This is a genomic window from Xylophilus sp. GOD-11R, from assembly GCF_033546935.1.
In the GTDB taxonomy this organism is placed as follows: domain Bacteria; phylum Pseudomonadota; class Gammaproteobacteria; order Burkholderiales; family Burkholderiaceae_C; genus Xylophilus.
Map to the genome: position 1 here is coordinate 3,414,967 of NZ_CP137854.1, position 18,745 is coordinate 3,433,711.

Here is an 18,745-nt window from a genome sequence, read left to right on the forward strand (position 1 = left end):
GCCATGGACGCCATCGACATCGCCCGCTGCTCCGCGCCCGATTTCTGCGACCTGCCGCTGGGTTTCCGCTCGCCCGAGTTCCGCATCCAGTGGGCCTCCGGGCCGTGGATGCGCCAGCAGGCACTGGCGCTGCGCCGCCAGGTCTTCTGCCAGGAGCAGGGCCTCTTCGACGGCGACGACTTCGACACGATCGACGCCGACGACCCGAGCTGCCGCCTGCTGGTCGCCCTGTCGTCCTGGGGTGCCCAGCCCGACGAGGTGATCGGCACGGTGCGCATCCACCGGCCGGAACCCGGCCTGTGGTGGGGTTCGCGGCTGGCCGTGGCGCGCGACTGGCGGCGCCATGGCCAGCTCGGCAGCAGCCTGATCCGCCTGGCCGTGGGCAGCGCGCACGCACTCGGCTGCCACACCTTCCTGGCGCATGTGCAGGCGCAGAACGTGGCGCTGTTTCGCCGGCTGCGCTGGAGCGTGCTCGACGAGATGGTGATCCACGACCGCATGCACGCCCTGATGCGCGCCGACCTGTCGCACTACCCGCCCTGCACCACGCCCTACGAAGGCTTCGTGCTGGCCGACGGAGCCCGCCATGGCTGATCTCGACCGCCTCGTCTCCGCCGTGCGCGCCAGCCGGGGTTTCGCGCACAAGCGCGACATCGGCACCGTCATGGGCTGGCTCGACGGCACGCCCGCCGCCGCCTCGGCGGTGCCCAATGGCGACGACTGCGCCGTGCTGCCCGACCCCGCCGGTGGCGGCCACCTGCTGTTCGCCATCGAAGGCCTGGTGCGCGATTTCGTCGAAGCCATGCCCTGGTTCGCCGGCTACAGCGGCGTGATGGTGAACCTGAGCGACATCGCCGCCATGGGCGGCCGGCCGGTGGCGGTGGTCGACGCCCTGTGGAGCGACGGCGACGCCAAGGCCTGCGAACTGCTGGCCGGCATGCGGGCTGCCGCCGAGCGCTACGGCGTGCCGCTGGTCGGCGGCCACACCAACCTGCGGGCCGAGGGCGCGCAGCTGGCGGTGTCGGTGCTGGGGCGGGCGACGAAGCTGATCCAGAGCTTCACCGCGCGGCCGGGCGACACCCTGCTGATGGCCGTCGACCTGCGCGGCCACTGGCACGACCCCTATCCCTTCTGGGACGCCTCCACCACCGCGCCCGCGCCGCGCCTGCGCGCCGACCTGGAACTGCTGCCGCGCCTAGCCGAGGACGGCCTGGTCGATGCCGGCAAGGACATCAGCATGGCCGGCGTGCTGGGCACCGCGCTGATGCTGCTCGAATGCTCGCGCGCCGGTGCGGTCATCGAGCTGGACCGCATTCCCCGCCCCGCCGAACTGCCCGCGGGCGACGACGAACTGTTGCGCTGGCTGGGGGCGTTTCCCAGCTTCGGCTACCTGCTGAGCGTGCGGCCGGATCGGGCGGACGAAGTGCTGGCGCGGTTCGTCGACGCCGGCATCGCCTGCGCCGCCATCGGCACCATCACCGAGGGCAGCCGGCTCGAGCTCGTCCAGGCCGGCGAGGGCCGCACTATCTGGGACCACGCCGAAGAAGCCTTCATCACCGCCGGGGTGTGCCATGCGTGACATCGCCCCGAGCCGCTCGCCGCTGCGCATCGGCCTGCTGACCCATTCGGTGCTGCCGCGCGGCGGCGTGGTGCACACGCTGGAGCTGGCCGGTGCCCTGGCGCGGCGCGGCCACCGGGTGACGGTGATCGCACCGGCCGAGGCCGGTCAGACCCTGTTCCGCGACCCCGGCGCGCCCGACGCACCGGTACATCTCGCGCTGCTGCCCGCCGGCACCATCGCCGGCCCGCTGGTCGAGCAGGTGCGCCAGCGCATCGCGGCCATCGCGCGCGGCCTGCCCACCGTGCTGGAGGCCGGCGACTTCGACCTGCTCCACGTTCACGACAGCCTGGGCGGCAACGCCCTGGCCGACCTGCACGACCGCGGCCACCGGCTGCCCGCCTGGCTGCGCACCATCCACCATCTCGACGACTTCGCCGACCCACAACTCGCCGCCTGGCAGGCCCGCGCCTGGCGTTCGGCTCAGGCAATAGGCTGCGTCAGCGACACCTGGTGCCGCCACCTCGACGAGCAGCACGGCCGCATCGCCCGGCGCCTGCACAACGGCGTGGACCTGCGGCGCTTCAAGCCGACCGCCATGCCCGGCGAGCAGGAAGCACTGCGCGCGGCCGGCCTGCGCCCCGGCCTGACCTGCCTGGCCGTCGGTGGCGTGGAGCACCGCAAGAACAGCCTGCGACTGCTGCACGCCTTCGCCCGGCTGCGCCGCACCGACCCGCGCTGGGCCGAGGCCCGGCTGGTGATCGCCGGCGGCGCGAGCCTGCTCGACCACAGCGCCTCGCTGCGCGGCTGGTTCGAGGCGCTGGCCGACCTCGGCTGGAACGAAGGCCCGGACCAGCCGGTCTGGCGCACCGGCCCCCTGCCCGACACCCTGCTGCCCGCACTGATGCGCCATGCCACCGTGCTGGCCATGCCATCGCTGATGGAAGGTTTCGGCCTGGTCGCGCTGGAGGCGCTGGCCTGCGGCACGCCGGCCCTGGTGTCGCGGCGCGCGCCCTTCACCGAGCACCTGGCCGGCTGCGCGCATGTGGGCTGGTGCGACCCGGAAGACATCGCCTCCATCGCCCACGGCCTGCAGGCCACCGCCCTGCTGCCGCGCCCGGACACCCCGCCGCCGGTGTGCCTGGCCCACGGCTGGGACGCCAGCGCCGAGCGCCACGAAGACTGGTACCGCGCCACGCTCGCCACCGGCGTGCGCCTGCCGGCCGAACTCTGACACCGCCCCCGCATCGACGAAAGCCCCGCCATGCCCGCCATGCACTACACCATCCGCTGGCCCGACGACAGCGAAGCCACCTGCTATTCGCCCTCGCTGGTCATCCAGGATTTCTTCGAGCCCGGACACGACTACCCGCTGGACGACTTTTTGCGCCGCATCCGCGAGGCCACCACCATCGCCAGCGACCGGGTGCGCGCCAAGTACGGCTTCGCCTGCTCCATGGCGGCCGACCAGCTCGCCACGCTGGAAGCCCGCGCCGCCGACTTCGCCGCCACGCCCGGTGCGCCGGTGCGAATGGTGGCCTTCGAAACCACCTCCGCCTGATCGCCCATCCCTCCCAGGAGACCCCCATGAACACCGAATCCATCCCCCGCCACAGCGTCGTCGTCGTCGGCGGCGGCCAGGCCGGCCTGTCGGTCAGCTACTTCCTGCGCGAGCAGGGCACCGACCACGCCATCTTCGAAAAGCACCGCGCCATGCACACCTGGCGCACGCAGCGCTGGGACAACTTCTGTCTGGTCACGCCCAACTGGCAATGCGCCCTGCCCGGCCATCCCTATGCAGGCGACGACCCGCACGGCTTCATGAAGAAGGACCAGATCACCGACTACCTCGACGGCTTTCGCGCCAAGCTCGCGCCGCCCATCCACGAAGGCGTGGCGGTGCAGAGCATTCGCCAGGAAGGCGATCTGTTCCGGGTGCGCAGCAGCCAGGGCGAATGCCTGGCCGAACAGGTCGTCGTGGCCTCGGGCGGCTACCACCAGCCGATCGTGCCGCGCCTGGCCGAGCGGCTGCCGGCTTCCATCACCCAGATCCATTCGGCCGATTACAAGAATGCCGCGCAGCTGCCGCCCGGCAAGGTGCTGGTGGTGGGCTCGGGCCAGAGCGGCGCGCAGATCGCCGAAGACCTGCACCTGGCCGGCCGCGAGGTGGTGCTGGCCATCGGCGAGGCGCCGCGCTGTGCCCGTTTCTACCGGGGCCGCGACGTGGTCGACTGGCTGGCCGACATGGGCTACTACCGCATGTCGGTGGACCAGCACCCGCTGCGCGAAGGCGTGCGCGACAACACCAACCACTACGTCACCGGCCGCGACGGCGGCCGCGACATCGACCTGCGCCGCTTCGCCCTGGAGGGCATGGAGCTCTACGGCCAGCTCGACGCGCTGGAGGGCGACACCCTGCGTTTTCGGCCCACGCTCGCCGCCAGCCTCGACAGCGCCGACCGCACCTACAACGGCATCAACGCGGCGATCGACAAATACATCGCCGAGCAGGGCATCGAGGCCGGCGAGCCTTCGATCTACGAGCCGCTGTGGGCGCCGGCCGCTGAGCGCGAGGCCCTGCCGCTGGCCGACTCGGGCATCGGCTCGGTGGTCTGGTGCATCGGCTTCGCACCCGACTTCCGCTGGCTCGACGCGCCGGTCTTCAACGGCCAGGGCCATCCGGTGCACGAACGCGGCGTGACCCAGGTGCCGGGCCTGTATTTCATCGGCCTGCCCTGGCTGCACACCTGGGGCTCGGGCCGCTTCTCGGGCGTGGCGGCCGACGCCGCCCATGTGGCCGATCGCATCGCCCGACGCCGCGAAGCGCTGCACCCGGAACTGATCGCGGCGCGCGAGGCCGAGGCGTCGCCGGCCTGAGAGACAAGCTCACCTTCATGCAAGACCTCGCCCCCGACACCACCGATCGCTGGTCCACGCCGACCGATGCCGCGCCGTCCGGCGTGGCCCGGCCCTGGTCGGGCGCCACCACCGTCACCCTGGGCATGCCCCAGCTCGACGGCTGCGGGCTGTCGGAAACCTGGCTGCAGAAGACCTGCGGCGCAGCGCACTGGCGCGGGCTCGAAGCCCATCTCGGCCGCCCGGCGCAGGACTGGCGCGACGCCAGCGGCCGGCGGGTGTATGCGGCCTTCGGCATCGTGCGACTGCGCGCCGCGCGGCTGGCCAAGGCCGTAGAAGGCGAGCGTCTGCGCATCGCCAGCACGCTGGCCGCCGTGGGCCGGTCGCAAGCCTGGAGCCGGCACCGCCTGAGCACACGCGGCGAGCGCATCGGCGAGCTGGAGATGCTGTCGGTCTTCATCGGCCGGGGCGACGACGGCTCCAATCGCTCGGTGCGCCGGGTGAGCATGCGCGACGAGGCAGCCGCCGAGCCAACGGGCGCACGCGCTGTGGCCGACCATGCCCGCGCCTGGCGCGCATCGCTGGCGCAACCGGTGCCGGCGGCAGAGCCGTATCGCACCGTGCGCTGGCTCGCCTGCCCCCGCAACGACTTCAATGGCGCCGGCCTCGTCTACTTTTGCCACTTCACCGCCTGGGCCGACCGGGCGCTGTCCGGCTGGCATCTGCTCGGTGCCGGGCAGCGGGTGGTCGAGCGCGAATGCCTGTTCCTCGGCAACCTCGACCCAGGCGAAGAAGTGGAGCTCGCGCTGCGGGCCGACCAGCCGACGGCCACCGGTGGTTGTCTGGAAGTCGGCATCCGCTGCACCCGCCACGACCGCCTGCTGGCCGTGGTGCGCACCACCTGGGAGCTCGCATGAACCCCGAGTCGAAACCAGCCGACCACGCCGCATGGCGCGCCGCCGTCGCGCCCTCGGCTCCGGGCGGCGACCCGTCCGCCCTGGCGCGCCACGCCGGCGACGGCCTCGTCGTGCAGCCGCTCTACACCGCCGCCGACACCGCCGGCCTGCCGCATCTCGACACCCTGCCCGGCTTCGCCCCCTTCGTGCGCGGCCCGCAGCCCGGCATGCACGCCACCCGGCCGTGGACCATCCGCCAGTACGCCGGTTTTTCCACCGCCCGCGAAACCAACACCGCCTACCGCCAGGCCCTGGCCGGCGGCGCCCAGGGCATCAGCGTGGCCTTCGACCTGCCCACCCATCGCGGCTACGACAGCGACCATCCGGAGGTGGCCGCCGACGTGGGGCAGGCAGGTGTCGCCATCGACAGCGTGGAAGACATGGCCGTGCTGTTCGAGGGCATACCGCTGGCCCGGGTGAGTGTTTCGCTGACCATGAGCGGCGCGGTGCTGCCGGTGCTGGCCGCCTTCATCGTCGCCGCCGAGGAACAGGGCGTGCCGCAGGCCGCGCTCACCGGCACCATCCAGAACGACATCCTCAAGGAGTTCCTGGTCCGCAACACCTACATCTACCCGCCCACACCGTCGATGCGCATCGTGGGCGACATCGTGGCCCACACCGCCGCCGCCAGCCCCCGCTTCAACGCGATCAGCATCTCCGGCTACCACCTGCAGGAGGCCGGTGCCGAGCCCGCGCTGGCGCTGGCCCTGACGCTGGCCGACGGCATGGAATACGTGCGCACCGCCCTGGCCCGGGGCCTGGACGTGGACGCCTTCGCCGGCCGGCTGTCGTTCTTCTTCGGCGTCGGCATGGATTTCTACGTGGAGATCGCCAAGCTGCGCGCCGCCCGGCTGCTGTGGTGCCGCGTCATGCAGGGCTTCGGCGCGCGCGAGCCGCGCAGCCTCGTGCTGCGCACCCACTGCCAGACCTCCGGCGCCTCGCTCACCGGCCAGGATCCACACAACAACATCGTGCGCACCACCGTCGAGGCCATGGCCGCCGTCTTCGGCGGCACCCAGAGCCTGCACACCAACGCCTTCGACGAGGCCGTGTCCCTGCCCACCGAGGCCGCCGCCCGCGTCGCCCTGGCCACGCAGCTGATCCTGCGCGACGAGAGCCGCATCGGCGAAGTCATCGACCCCTGGGCCGGCAGCTACCTGATGGAAAAGCTCACCCACGACATGGCCGACGCCGCCTGGAAGATCGTCGAGGAGATCGAAGCGCAGGGCGGCATGGCGCGGGTGGTGGACAGCGGCTGGGCCGGCGAACGCATCGAGGCCGCCGCCGCGGCGAAGCAGGCGCGCATCGACGCGGGCCGGGAGATCGTGGTGGGCGTCAACCGCCATCGCCCGCGCATCGACGAGCCGATCGCCAGCCGCGCGATCGACGCCGATGGCGTGCGCGAAGCGCAGACGGCCGCCCTGCGCGCGCTGCGCGCGCGACGCGACGCGGCGGCGGTGGACGCGGCGCTGAGCGCCCTGGCCGACGCGGCCGGCTCGGGCGCCGGCAACCTGCTGGCGCTGGCCATCGTCGCGATGCGCGTCCGCGCCACCGTAGGCGAGGTGTCGCACGCGCTGGAACAGGTCTGGGGCCGGCACGGCGCGCGGGCCCGGGCCACCGGCGGCGCGTACGCGGCGGCGTGCGATGCCGGCGACGGCAGCGACGACTGGCAACGGCTGCGCGCCGAGGCGCGGGCGTTGGCGGGCCGGCTCGGCCGCGCACCGCGCCTGCTGGTCGCCAAGCTCGGCCAGGACGGCCACGACCGGGGCGCGAAGGTGGTCGGTGGTGCGTTCGCCGACCTGGGCTTCGAGGTCGAGATGGGTCCGCTGTTCCAGCGCCCGGACGAATGCGCCCGCCAGGCTGTCGCCTTCGGCGCGCACGCCATCGGCGTCAGCACCCTGGCCGCCGGCCACCGCGCGCTAGTGCCGGCGCTGATGCGGGCCCTGCGAGTGCTCGGCGCCGACCACGTGCTCGTTTTCGTCGGCGGCGTGGTCCCGCGCGAGGACCACGAAATGCTCTACGACTGCGGTGTGCAGGGCATCTACGGGCCGGGCACGCCGATACCGGCCAGCGCGCGGGATGTGATGGAGCGCCTGCGACAAGCCGACCGCCACGATGGCCGCACGCCGGGCCGCCATCCGGCAGCCGCAGCCTCGAACTGAGGCTCTGCGGCCCGACAAGCCCCTTCGGCCGACAAGAGAGTGCTCAAGTCCGGCGAGAAATTGCCGAAAATGAGGGCAGGTTCTCCAAGACTTGGCCCTCGTGCTCAACGCACGGGGGCTTTTTTTTGCCGGCCAGTCGCCGCCAGAAGGGCGTCAGCGGCAGCATCACGCCGGTCACGCCGACGAGGCACCAGGTCGACACGGAAAAATCGCCGACACGGTCTCGCAGGGAGCCGACCGGCAACGGCCCAGCGGTGGCGACCAGATAGCCGACGGTCATGACGAAAGCATTCCACTGGTTCGTGGTGCTCAAGTCGACTCCCTGCGCCCGCGATCCAGGCGTGGCGCCGAACATAGGCCAAGGGCGCGCGTGCCTCCGACAAGGCAGATGACGTATGGGTGCCGCGGTCGAACGGCTGCGCGCCGGCATCGAAAGGCGTCGCCGGCAGCGCCCCGGGAATGTCCGCGAGCCGCCAGACGCACCCTCTGGCACAGTGGGCAGCCCTGTCTCACCAAGCCACCGGCCATGACATCGCCCCGCTTCGCATCACTTCCTCCGTTTCCTCGCCTCCCCGACCGCCGACTGGCCACCGCCGCCCTGCTGCTGCCCTTGCTCGCCGCCTGCGCCGGGCCGTCGACGCCCCGCGGGGCCGGCTTCCAGGCCACGCCCGAGGCCATCGCTGCCCTGGCGCCGACCGGGCGGCTGCGCGCGTCGATCAATCTCGGCAACCCGGTGCTCGCCGGCCGCGACAAGGCCAGCGGCGAACTCTCGGGCGTGTCGGTGGACCTGGCGCGCGAACTCGCCCGCCGCCTGGGGGTGCCGCTGGATCTCTTGGCAGTGGACTCGGCCGGCCGTTCGGTGGAGGTGGTGCGCGGCGGCGGCGCCGACATCGGTTTCTTCGCCATCGACCCGCTGCGCGGCGAGGGCGTGGACTTCACTGCCGCCTACGTGGTGATCGAAGGTGCCTATCTGGTGCGCAACGATTCGCCGCTCATCGCCAACGACCAGGTCGACCGCGAGGGCCGCACCGTGGCGGTCGGCAAGGGCAGCGCCTACGATCTGTTCCTGACCCGCGAGATAAAGCGCGCGACGCTGGTGCGCACGCCGACCTCGCCGATGGTGGTGGACCAGTTCATGAGCCAGCGGCTCGACGTGGCCGCCGGCGTGCGCCAGCAGCTCGAAGCCGATGCCCGTCGCGTCGGTGGCGTGCGCCTGTTGCCGGGCCGATTCATGGTGATCGAGCAGGCGATGGGCGTACCGGCGGGCCGGCCGCCGCTGGCGCGCGAGGCGCTGCGCCGTTATGTGGAAGAGATGAAGGCGAGCGGCTTCGTCGCCCGGGCGCTGGAGCGGCACCGCATCGACGGCGCGCAGGTGGCGCCGCCGGCCTGAGGGATCGGCCTCAGGCGGCCTGGGTCGACGTCGCCTCGGCGCCTGCGAGCCGGGCCAGTGCTGCCTGCAGCGACTGCTGCTCGGTGGCTTCGTAGAGCGCGAACTCGTCGGCGACCGGCGCGCCGAGGTCGCGTTCGAACGCGCCCCGGTTGCCGCCGCCGTCGTAGGCCGCCTGGCCTTCCGAGCCCAGGTTGGAGCGGAAGATGCCGGCCGCGCTCACCGGCAGGAAATCTTCGTAGATCAGCGGCTCGATGGCCAGCCAGCCTCCGGCCAGCAATTCGGCGGCCGATTGGCCGGGCGCGGGCCGCTCGCGCGACGCCAGGCGCTCGGCCGGCACCTGCCAACGCACGTAGGCCAGGCCTTCGCTGTGCAGCGTGGCGAGGTCGTCAGGGAAGGCGGCGAACGTTTCGGCCAGCGCCCGGCCCTTGTCCGGCGCCGTCTTGCCGGCCTCGCGCGACTGCTGCAGCAGCGCGTCGTAGCGCTCGCGGCCGGCGGGGGTGAGCGCGCAGCCGCGCTGCTCGATCTCGCCGAAGCGCGCGGTGTGGGTGCCGTCGCCCTGGGCGCCGACGAAGCGGATCGGCTCTTCCAGCGCCAGAAAGCTCGTCTGCCGCAGCAGGATCGGGCAGCCGCGCCGCGGCGGGCCTTCGATGGAATCCTTGGCCTTCATGCCCCGGCCGTGCATGGCGGCCTGGGCGGCGTCGATGTCGAGCACGCGGGGCGTGAGGTGGTTGATGTGCGGCCCCTTGAAGCACACCACGTCGGCGATCAGCGGATGCTTGGAGCGCAGCTCGCGGTAGGTGTCGGCGTCGACCGTGGCGTCGTGGTGCCAGCGGAAGGTCTCCAGCGCCTGGGCGACGAACTCGGCCGCCTGCGCGGCGTCGAGGCCGCCCTCGCGCTCGGCGATGGCGATGAGCGCACGGCAGCGTGCGGTGTAGATGTCGCGTCGCTCCAGGATGGCGGCGGCACGTTCGCGCAGGGCGACATCGTCGATCAGGTCCAGGCGCAGCAGCGAGGTGAACACCCGGAACGGGTTGCGGCGCAGCGAGGCCTCGTCGGTGGTGCGGAAGGCGGTGGCGTGCACCGGCACGCCCGCCACCGACAGGTCGTAGTAGCCGACCGGCACCATGCCCATCACCGCGAACAGGCGGCGCATGGTGGCGAGCTCTTCGGCCGTGCCCAGGCGGATCGCGCCGTGGCGCTCCACGCCCAGGCGCTGACGTTCCTCGTCGGCGTGGGGGCCGGTGCTGAGCGGGCCGTCGCGGCGGATCACCTCGGCGTTGATGTCGGCCACCAGCTCCAGCAGGGTGCCGTATTGGGGCACTTCGGTTTTGTACATGTCCGAGAGCGCGCGCGAGAAAGCGGCACGGACGTCGTCGGGATGGAGCTTGGTGGCGGTGTTCATGGTGGGCGAGCGCGGTCGGCTGGAAATCTGCGCACTATCGCAGCGGCCGAGCCTTTGCGATAGCGAGGAATCGGAAGAACTTCATGCACCACCAGCATGAAGTTCCCGCCGGATCCGTGGCCTGTACGATGCTCGACCCCACGAAAGCACCACCGGGTAATGCCCGCACCGCATGATGTACAAACGCGAACTGCTGCCGCCCACCACTTGGCTGATGGCCTTCGAAAGCACCGCCCGCCACGGCAGCATCTCGCGCGCGGCGCAGGAGCTACACCTCACGCAGAGCGCGGTGTCGCGGCAGGTGGCGCAGCTCGAGGACCAGCTCGGCTGCGCCCTCTTCCACCGGGTGCGCCAGCGCGTGCTGCTCACCGACGCCGGCCGCATCTACGCCGCCGAGCTGCGCCAGCACTTCGACGCCCTCTCGGCCGCCACGCAGCGGGCGATGACCTTCGGCGGCACCGGTGAGGTGCTAGAGCTCGCCGTGCTGCCGACCTTCGGCACCGAGTGGCTGATTCCGCGCATGCCGGGGTTCGCGCGGGCGCATCCGGACGTCACGGTGAACTTCTCCACCCGCTCCGAGCCTTTCGACTTCGAGCGCGAGCCCTTCGACGCGGCGATCCATTTCGGCGACGACTTCTGGCCCGGCGCCAGCTGCGACTATCTGATGCGCGAAGCAGTGGTGCCGGTGTGCAGCCCGGCTTTTCGCGCGGAACACGGGCTGCGGCAGCCGGCCGATCTCGCCGGCGTGCGGCTGTTGCAGCAGGCTTCGCGGCCATCGCAGTGGGGCGACTGGTTCGCCCAGGCCGGGGTCGAGGCGAACGACGCGATGCGCGGCCCGCGATTCGAGCAGTTCTCCATGCTGGCGCAGGCCGCTGCCAGCGGGCTGGGTGTGGCGCTGGTCTCGCGCCTGCTGGTGTCTGACCTGCTGCAGAGCGGCCGGCTGGAGGTGCTGTTCGACCAGGCCTTGCGCTCGGACGCTGCCTATTGGTTCGTCATGCCCGAATCACGGGCCAGCGAGCCGCTGGTGCTGGCTTTCCGGCGCTGGTTGCTGGACGAAGCCGCCGCATCGGCCGGTGACGACCCCGCCGACGCCGGCTGATCGGCCAGCCGCCGGGACGCGGAACGGATGTGGCGCTGAATCGCCTGTTCGGCCGCCGCCGCGTCACCGTCGGCGATGGCCTGGTACACCGCCCGGTGTTCGTCCTGCGCCTGCTGGGACAGGCCATCGTCGCGTGCGCTGCGGCTGCGCGACACGTCGATCGCCACCGCATAGAAGCTGCGCAGATAGGCCATGAACATGCCGTAGTGGCGGTTGCCGGTGGCCTCGGCGATGGTGCGGTGAAACTCCAGGTCGGCCTCGCTGCCGCTGGTGCCGGCGGCCAGCGCCTCGGCCATGTCGTCGAGGCAACGCTTGAGTCGTTCCAGCTGCGCCGGCGTGCGACGTGTGGCGGCCAGGGCGGCCGCCGTCCCTTCAACGCCCAGACGCAGCTCGGCCAGCTCCAGGATGCTTTCGGTCGATTGCGCCGACGGTGCCTCGAAGCGGAACGGCGTGCGCGCCGAAGTCGCCAGCACGAAGCTGCCGCGCCCCTGCTGGGTATCGATCAGACCGTCGGATTTCATGCGCGCCATCGCCTCGCGCAACACGGTGCGGCTAACGCCGTAATGGCTGCAGAGCGCGGGCTCGGTCGGCAGTTTCGCGCCGACGGGGTATCGGCCGGCGGCGATGTCTGCCGAAAAAGCCTGCACCAGCCGTTCCGGCAGGGAGGTGGAAACGAGGGTCATGGGGCGAAGATACCGCAGGCAAACTCATACTATGATCTTACGTATTATGAATATGAAGACGCCCACCGGCCATCTCCATCAGATCGCCCGTATTGATCCACCCGTACCCACGGCCACGCTCTACCGCGACTTTCTGCTGGCGCTGCGGGCTGCCGGCTTTCGCGGCGAAATCGGCGATGCGCACGGCGAGCGCCTGGTGCTGGCCACCGACAACTCCATCTACCAGCGCCTGCCGCAGGCCGTGATCTACCCCAAAGACAGCACCGATGTGCAGCACCTGGCCCGGCTGATCGACCAGCCCGCCTGGCGCCGTATCGCCCTGGCACCGCGCGGCGGCGGCACCGGCACCAACGGCCAGTCGCTCACCGCCGGCATCGTGGTCGACCTGTCGCGCCACATGAACCGCATCCTGGAGATCGACCCCGCCGCCCGCCGGGTCCGCGCGCAGGCCGGCGTGGTGAAAGATCAGCTCAACGCCGCGCTGCGTCCGCACGGCCTGTTCTTCGCGCCGGAACTGTCCACCTCCAACCGCGCCACCATCGGCGGCATGGTCAGCACCGACGCCAGCGGACAGGGCAGCTGCACCTACGGCAAGACCCGCGACCACGTGCTGGCGCTCGACTGCGTGCTGCCCGGCGGCGAGATGCTGCACAGCGAGGCCATCGACGATGCGACGCTGGCGCGCCTCTGCGCCCAGCCGGGCCGCGTCGGTGATGCATACCGCGCGGCCGAGAAGATCCAGCGCGAGCAGCAGACGCTCATCGACGCGGTGTTTCCGCCGCTCAACCGCTGCCTCACCGGCTACGACCTGGCGCACCTGCGCGAGGCCGACGGCCGTTTCAACCTCAACAGCGTGCTCTGCGGCTCCGAAGGCTCGCTCGGCTTCCTGGTGGAGGCCACGCTCAACGTGCTGCCGATCCCGAAGCATTCGGTGCTGGTGAACATCCGCTACGCCGGCTTCATGGACGCGCTGCGCGATGCCCGCGCGCTGATGGCCCTGAAGCCGCTGTCGATCGAGACGGTGGATTCGCGCGTGCTGATGCTGGCCATGAACGACATCGTCTGGAACGGCGTGGCCGAATACTTTCCCGCCGACGAGCAACGACCCACGCGCGGCATCAACCTGGTGGAATTCAGCGGCGACGACGAGGCCGAGCTCCGCGCGCGGGTCGACGCATTCGTCGCCCACCTGCAGGCCGACCGGAGCGTGGAGCGCCTCGGCCACACCCTGGCCGCGGGCCATGCGGCGGTGGAGCGGGTGTATGCGATGCGCAAGCGTTCGGTCGGGCTGCTCGGCAATGTCGACGGCGAAGTGCGGCCGCAGCCTTTCGTCGAAGACACCGCCGTTCCGCCGGAGCACCTGGCCGACTACATCGCCGAGTTCCGCGCCCTGCTCGACGGCCACGGCCTCACCTACGGCATGTTCGGCCACGTCGACGCCGGCGTGCTGCACGTGCGCCCGTCGCTCGACATGAAAGACCCGGCACAGGCTGCGCTGGTGCGCCCCATCTCCGACGGCGTGGCCGCCCTCACCCGCAAGTACGGCGGGCTGCTGTGGGGCGAGCACGGCAAGGGCGTGCGTTCGGAATATTCGCCCGCCTTCTTCGGTGAGCTGTATCCGGCGCTGCAGTCGCTCAAGACCGCGTTCGATCCTTTCAACCAATTGAACCCCGGCAAGATCGCCACGCCGGCGGCCGGCGGCGGCACGCTGCTGAAGATCGACGAAGTGCCCCTGCGCGGCGAGGCCGACCGGCAGATCGACGAGCGGGTCTGGCAGTCCTACGGCGCGGCCATGCACTGCAACGGCAACGGTGCCTGCTACAACTTCGATCCCGACGACGCCATGTGCCCGTCGTGGAAAGCCACCCGCGAACGCATCCATTCGCCCAAGGGCCGGGCCTCGCTGATGCGCGAATGGCTGCGGCTGCAGGGCGCCGCCGGCATCGACGTGCTGGAAGCCCGACGCCGGCCGGCCTCGTTTCTGGCCAGCCTGCCCGCGCGCTGGCGCAACAGCCGCGCCCAGCGCGCGGGCACGCCGGACTTTTCGCACCAGGTGTACGACGCCATGGCCGGCTGCCTGGCCTGCAAGTCCTGCGCGGGGCAATGCCCGGTGAAGGTGAGCGTGCCGGAGTTCCGTTCGCGCTTCCTCCAGCTCTACCACCAGCGCTATCTGCGCCCGTTGAAGGACTACCTCATCGGCTCGCTCGAATCGACCGTGCCGTGGATGGCGCGGGCACCCTGGCTGTACAACAGGCTGATCGCTTCGGCGCCGGTCGCGCGCTGGCTCGAACACCACGCCGGCATGGTCGACAGCCCACTGCTCAGCCGCTACGACTTCGGCGCCACCCTGCGCCGCTGGCAGGTGCGCCCGGCCAGCGCCGCGACCTTGTCCGCGCTGTCGGCCGCGCAGCGCGCGCGCTCGGTGATCCTGGTGCAGGACGCCTTCACCCGGTATTTCGAGACGCCGCTGGCCGCCGCCTGGATCGAACTCGCCGCACGGCTGGGCTACACCGTGTACCTGGCGCCGTTCCGGCCCAACGGCAAGCCGCTGCAGGTGCAAGGCTTTCTGGCCGCCTTCGACCGCGCCGCCGGGCGCAATGCGGCGCAGCTGGCCGAGCTGGCCGCCTTCGGCATCGCGCTGGTCGGGCTGGATCCCGCGATGACGCTGGTCTACCGGCAGGAATACCGCAAGACCGAAAGCGCCGCCGCCTGCCCCCCGGTGCTGCTGCCCCAGGAATGGCTGGCCGAGGCATCGCTCGGGGAGGCGGTGTCTCCAGATAACGCCGCTTACGCCTTCCGCCTGCTGAGCCACTGCACCGAGAAGACCACCACGCCGGCCAGCCCCGGCCAATGGAAGGCGGTGTTCGCCCGGTTCGGGCTGACGCTGTCGCTGCAGGCCAGCGGCTGCTGCGGCATGTCGGGCACCTACGGCCACGAAACTCGCAACCGGCAGACCTCGGAGCGCATCTTCGAGCAGTCGTGGGGGCGCATCGTCGACGAGCGCACGGCCTCCGAAGAACTGCTGGCCACGGGCTATTCGTGCCGCAGCCAGGCCGATCGTCAGCGCGGCGTGCGGTTGCGCCATCCGCTCGAAGTGCTACTGGCTTTTGTAAAACAGGGCCAAGCTCATGCGCTGTGATCGGGCGTCCCGCAACAAGGTGTGTCGTGGAAAGCGCGCTCGTCGCCCAAAAATGGGGAAACCATGAAATAAGTCACAAAATGTCGGAATGGGCGATTGCTTTTAAAATTATCTATTTAGATCAATGCGTTAACAGATATTCCTAAAATGGGTCTCGCCAATTCCTGTAGGAAAAGGCCCCAACGGACTATCAGAAAAGCTATCGAGCCTCTTGCATTGGTCCATTCGGTCTATTGAGGCTGGTAAGCTCATATGTGACATTTAGTTCGCACCTGTTTCAACAACCAATCTCCTTAACCCTCGAAAGACCGCCATGACCAACGTGTTCAAGAAGTTCGCTCTCGCCGCCGCTGTGACCCTGGCTATGGGCGTGTCTGCCCAAGCCGCCACCTACAACCTGGGCACGATCGACAGCTTCGCGTCCAACACCTTTGCCGCCACTAGCCTGGGCAAGTTCACCGACTACCTGCAGTTCACGGTGGCAGACAACTCGGCTGCCGCTCTGGCCGCTCAATCCGTGTACATCGCCAAGCACGGCCTGAACCTGGAAAGCATCTCCCTGTATTCCGGCAGCTTCACCGCCGGCAGCACCCTGACCGGCCTGCTGGGCACCACCAGCGGTGGCAACTCGCTGACGCTGGAATACGCATCTGGTCTGGCTTCCAAGGCCTACACCCTGGTCGTGACCGGCGACGCCAAGACCCTGCCCACCGGCTACACCTCCATCATTCAACTGGCTCCGGTTCCGGAACCCGAAACCTACGCCATGCTGCTGGCTGGCCTGGGCGTGATGGGCTTCGTCGCACGTCGCCGTCAAAAGAACACCCAAGCCTGATAAGGCTGAGTGACGCGCCGCCGGCCCAGCCGGCGAGCAGCCCACTCCGAAAACGACGGGCCGCCTTGTGCGGCCCGTTTTCTTTTGGCGGGTGTTCCGCCTTGGTGCGCCAACCACCCGCCGGCCGTGGCACATCGCTTGCTAAGCACTGGTATGACCGGTCCAACCAAGCAAGCCGAACCCCGCGCATGAGCATGACCAGCCTCGCGGCGCAGACCCTGCAGCGGCAGATCTCCAGCGGCACCTTCGCGCCCGGAAACATGCTGCCCGGGCAACGCGAACTGGCGGAGTCGATGGGCATCAGCCGCGCTTCGCTGCGCGAGGCCTTGTCGATGCTCGAAGCGTTGGGCCTGGTGCGGTCCATGCCGGGCAAGGGCACGCTGGTCACGCGCGGCAGCCGGCAGGTGGCGCCGCTGCCTTTCACGCCGGGCGACGCCGCCGACCTGCAGCAGCTCTGGCAATTTCGCTTCTGCATGGAGCCGGCCACCGCAGCCCTGGCCGCACGCAACATGCGCGCCGACCAGGCACCGCGCCTGTGGGGCGTGCAGGCCCGCCTGGAAGACGCCGCGCTCACCAGCGACATGGTGAGCGCCTCGACGGCCGACCTCGATTTCCACCACCTGATCGCCGCGCTGTCGGGCAACGGCCACCTGGTAGGCCTGATGTCGAGCTTCGAGCCCGACATCGGCCGTGCCGTGGCCCTGCCTTTCGCCGAGGCCGACCGCATCCACGACGTGCTGCGCGAGCACCGCGCCATCGCCGCCGCCATCTGCCTGGGCGACGCCGACGGCGCTCGGCTGGCGATGCAGCAGCACCTGCGGGCATCGGCCCGCACCCTCGGCCTGGTTTTTGTCGAGCCTTGAGCACCGCTTCCGCTTCTTTCAGCTTCCCCCCGTTTCGTCACCTCCTCCAGGAAAGTTCATGAAGATCGTCAAGCCCACCGCAATCGTTCTGGCATGCCTGCTCGGCGCCGGCATGTCCGCCGCCCAGGCCCAAGAGAAAGTCTTGCGCATCGCCATGACCGCGGGCGACATTCCCCGCACCTCGGGCCAGCCCGATCAGGGCTACGAGGGCAACCGCTTCACCGGCATCCCCATGTACGACGGCCTCACCCAGTGGGACCTCACCGCCACCACCAAGCCCGCCGGCGTGATCCCCGACCTGGCCGTGTCCTGGTCGGTGACCGATGCCGACAAGACCAAGTGGATCTTCAAGCTGCGCCCCGGCGTGAAGTTCCACGACGGCTCGGCCTTCAATGCCGACGCGGTGGTGTGGAACATCGGCAAGGTGCTCGACAAGGATGCCCCGCAGTACGACGCCGCCCAGGTCGGCGTCACCGCCTCGCGCATGCCCACGCTGCGCAGCGCCCGCAAGATCGACGACCTGACGGTGGAGCTGACCACCTCCGAGCCGGATTCCTTCCTGCCCTTCAACCTGACCAACCTGTTCATGGCCTCGCCCGCGCAGTGGGCCAAGAAGCTGGCCGCGGTGCCGGCCTCGGTCACCGACAAGGCAGAGCGCAGCAAGCAGGCCTGGGCCGCCTTCGCCGCCGATTCGTCGGGCACCGGCCCGTTCAAGCAGGCCAAGTTCGTGCCGCGTGAGCGCCTGGAACTGGTGAAGAACACCGAGTACTGGGACGCCAAGCGCCGCCCCAAGATCGACCGCGTGGTGCTGCTGCCCCTGCCCGAGGCCAGCTCGCGCACCGCCGCGCTGATGTCCGGCCAGGTCGACTGGATCGAGGCACCGGCACCGGACTCGCTCGACGCGATCAAGGCCCGCGGCTTCAAGCTGTACTCCAATATCCAGCCGCACCTGTGGCCGTGGCAGTTCTCCATGCTGCCGGACTCGCCCTTCAAGGACAAGAAGGTGCGCCAGGCCGCCAACCTGTGCATCAACCGCACCGCCATGAAGGAACTGCTCGGCGGCCTGATGGTCGAGGCCACCGGCATCGTCGAGCCGGGCAACCCGTGGCGTGGCACGCCCAGCTTCCAGATCAAGTACGACGTGCCCGCCGCTCAGAAGCTGATGCAGGAAGCCGGCTATTCCGCCGCCAAGCCGGTCAAGGTGAAGATCCAGACCTCGGCCTCGGGCTCCGGCCAGATGCAGCCGCTGCCGATGAACGAGTTCATGCAGCAGAGCCTGAAGGAGTGCTATTTCGACGTGCAGTTCGACGTCGTCGAGTGGAACACGCTGTTCTCCAGCTGGCGTCTCGGCGCCAAGGATCCGAGCGCGCACGGCTCGCACGCGACCAACGTCAGCGCCGCTACGGTGGATCCGTTCCTGGCGATGGTCCGCTTCGTCAGCACCAAGGCGCAACCGCCGGTCGCCAACAACTGGGGCTTCTACAGCAACCCCGAGACCGATGCGTTGTCGGACAAGGCCCGCACCACTTTCGACGAGAAGCAGCGCGACGCGGTGCTGGCCCAGTTGCATGCGCGCATCGTGGAAGAAGCGCCGATGCTGTTCGTGGCGCACGACGTGGGCCCGCGTGCCATGTCGCCCAAGGTCAAGGGTGTGGTGCAGCCGCAGTCGTGGTTCATCGACATCGCGACGATGGACTTGAACTGACCCCCAGGCTTGCTCACTTCGTGTAGCCGCCAACCCCCTTTCAGGGGCAACGCTGGAGGGCTTGGCTCACCCCCAGGCTACGCACTTCGTGTCTTCG

At 70.2% G+C, this 18,745-nt stretch carries 16 protein-coding genes; 13 read left to right on the top strand and 3 right to left on the bottom strand.

All coding sequences use genetic code 11. From position 1 onward, the window contains the following. Nucleotides 1-3: 3 nt before the first annotated feature. Genes R9X41_RS15825 through scpA form a run of 7 tightly spaced genes read left to right on the top strand, consistent with a single transcriptional unit; the run spans nucleotide 4 to nucleotide 7,532 of the window. Nucleotides 4-594, top strand: coding sequence for an MSMEG_0567/Sll0786 family nitrogen starvation N-acetyltransferase (locus R9X41_RS15825; protein ID WP_318631399.1), 591 nt, complete (start codon nucleotides 4-6; stop codon nucleotides 592-594). Next, nucleotides 587-1,579 carry a sll0787 family AIR synthase-like protein gene (locus R9X41_RS15830; RefSeq protein WP_318631400.1) on the top strand — a complete coding sequence of 331 codons (993 nt, stop codon included), beginning with the start codon at nucleotides 587-589 and terminating at the stop codon, nucleotides 1,577-1,579. The genes R9X41_RS15825 and R9X41_RS15830 overlap by 8 nt, the downstream gene beginning before the upstream one ends. Then, on the top strand, nucleotides 1,572-2,792 hold the full coding sequence (locus R9X41_RS15835; protein ID WP_318631401.1) for an MSMEG_0565 family glycosyltransferase: 1,221 nt from the start codon (nucleotides 1,572-1,574) through the stop codon (nucleotides 2,790-2,792). The genes R9X41_RS15830 and R9X41_RS15835 overlap by 8 nt, the downstream gene beginning before the upstream one ends. A 30-nt stretch (nucleotides 2,793-2,822) precedes the next feature. Beyond that, nucleotides 2,823-3,119, top strand: a complete 297-nt coding sequence (locus R9X41_RS15840) for an MSMEG_0570 family nitrogen starvation response protein (protein WP_318631402.1) — start codon at nucleotides 2,823-2,825, stop codon at nucleotides 3,117-3,119. Between the two features lie 26 nt (nucleotides 3,120-3,145). Then, nucleotides 3,146-4,435, top strand: coding sequence for an MSMEG_0569 family flavin-dependent oxidoreductase (locus R9X41_RS15845; protein WP_318631403.1), 1,290 nt, complete (start codon nucleotides 3,146-3,148; stop codon nucleotides 4,433-4,435). Nucleotides 4,436-4,452: 17 nt separating this feature from the next. Continuing rightward, nucleotides 4,453-5,331 (top strand): Pnap_2097 family protein, encoded by an 879-nt coding sequence (locus R9X41_RS15850; protein ID WP_318631404.1) that lies wholly within the window; start codon nucleotides 4,453-4,455, stop codon nucleotides 5,329-5,331. Then, a complete protein-coding gene (gene scpA / locus R9X41_RS15855) occupies nucleotides 5,328-7,532 on the top strand; it encodes a methylmalonyl-CoA mutase (RefSeq protein ID WP_318631405.1) in 2,205 nt (734 codons plus the stop codon). The genes R9X41_RS15850 and scpA overlap by 4 nt, the downstream gene beginning before the upstream one ends. Nucleotides 7,533-7,575: 43 nt before the next feature. On the opposite strand, the gene R9X41_RS15860 is transcribed toward scpA, so the two are convergent. Further along, nucleotides 7,576-7,845 carry a hypothetical protein gene (locus tag R9X41_RS15860; RefSeq protein ID WP_318631406.1) on the bottom strand — a complete coding sequence of 90 codons (270 nt, stop codon included), beginning with the start codon at nucleotides 7,843-7,845 and terminating at the stop codon, nucleotides 7,576-7,578. A gap of 213 nt (nucleotides 7,846-8,058) precedes the next feature. Between R9X41_RS15860 and R9X41_RS15865 the strand changes: the two genes are divergently transcribed. Further along, a complete protein-coding gene (locus R9X41_RS15865) occupies nucleotides 8,059-8,922 on the top strand; it encodes an ABC transporter substrate-binding protein (RefSeq protein ID WP_318631407.1) in 864 nt (287 codons plus the stop codon). 10 nt (nucleotides 8,923-8,932) lie between these two features. Here the strand turns inward: R9X41_RS15865 and R9X41_RS15870 are convergent, their stop codons facing one another. Next, nucleotides 8,933-10,324 (bottom strand): 2-oxoadipate dioxygenase/decarboxylase HglS, encoded by a 1,392-nt coding sequence (locus R9X41_RS15870; protein ID WP_318631408.1) that lies wholly within the window; start codon nucleotides 10,322-10,324, stop codon nucleotides 8,933-8,935. A 175-nt stretch (nucleotides 10,325-10,499) separates the two neighbouring features. Here R9X41_RS15870 and gcvA point away from each other — a divergent pair, with 175 nt between their 5' ends. After that, nucleotides 10,500-11,423, top strand: coding sequence for a transcriptional regulator GcvA (gcvA, locus tag R9X41_RS15875; protein WP_318635255.1), 924 nt, complete (start codon nucleotides 10,500-10,502; stop codon nucleotides 11,421-11,423). Here the strand turns inward: gcvA and R9X41_RS15880 are convergent. Further along, nucleotides 11,306-12,106, bottom strand: a complete 801-nt coding sequence (locus tag R9X41_RS15880; protein ID WP_318631409.1) for a FadR/GntR family transcriptional regulator — start codon at nucleotides 12,104-12,106, stop codon at nucleotides 11,306-11,308. The two genes, gcvA and R9X41_RS15880, sit on opposite strands and share 118 nt — an antisense overlap. 52 nt (nucleotides 12,107-12,158) lie before the next feature. Between R9X41_RS15880 and R9X41_RS15885 the strand changes: the two genes are divergently transcribed. The 4 genes from R9X41_RS15885 (at nucleotide 12,159) to R9X41_RS15900 (ending at nucleotide 18,648) form a co-directional block, all read left to right on the top strand. Then, the gene (locus tag R9X41_RS15885; RefSeq protein ID WP_318631410.1) at nucleotides 12,159-15,245 is read left to right on the top strand and encodes a D-2-hydroxyglutarate dehydrogenase YdiJ; all 3,087 of its coding nucleotides are present in this window, start codon (nucleotides 12,159-12,161) and stop codon (nucleotides 15,243-15,245) included. A gap of 313 nt (nucleotides 15,246-15,558) precedes the next feature. After that, on the top strand, nucleotides 15,559-16,080 hold the full coding sequence (locus R9X41_RS15890) for an FxDxF family PEP-CTERM protein (protein WP_318631411.1): 522 nt from the start codon (nucleotides 15,559-15,561) through the stop codon (nucleotides 16,078-16,080). A 188-nt stretch (nucleotides 16,081-16,268) separates the two neighbouring features. Then, on the top strand, nucleotides 16,269-16,943 hold the full coding sequence (locus tag R9X41_RS15895) for a FadR/GntR family transcriptional regulator (RefSeq protein ID WP_318631412.1): 675 nt from the start codon (nucleotides 16,269-16,271) through the stop codon (nucleotides 16,941-16,943). A gap of 58 nt (nucleotides 16,944-17,001) precedes the next feature. Then, nucleotides 17,002-18,648 (top strand): ABC transporter substrate-binding protein, encoded by a 1,647-nt coding sequence (locus R9X41_RS15900; protein WP_412556616.1) that lies wholly within the window; start codon nucleotides 17,002-17,004, stop codon nucleotides 18,646-18,648. Nucleotides 18,649-18,745 lie beyond the last annotated feature (97 nt).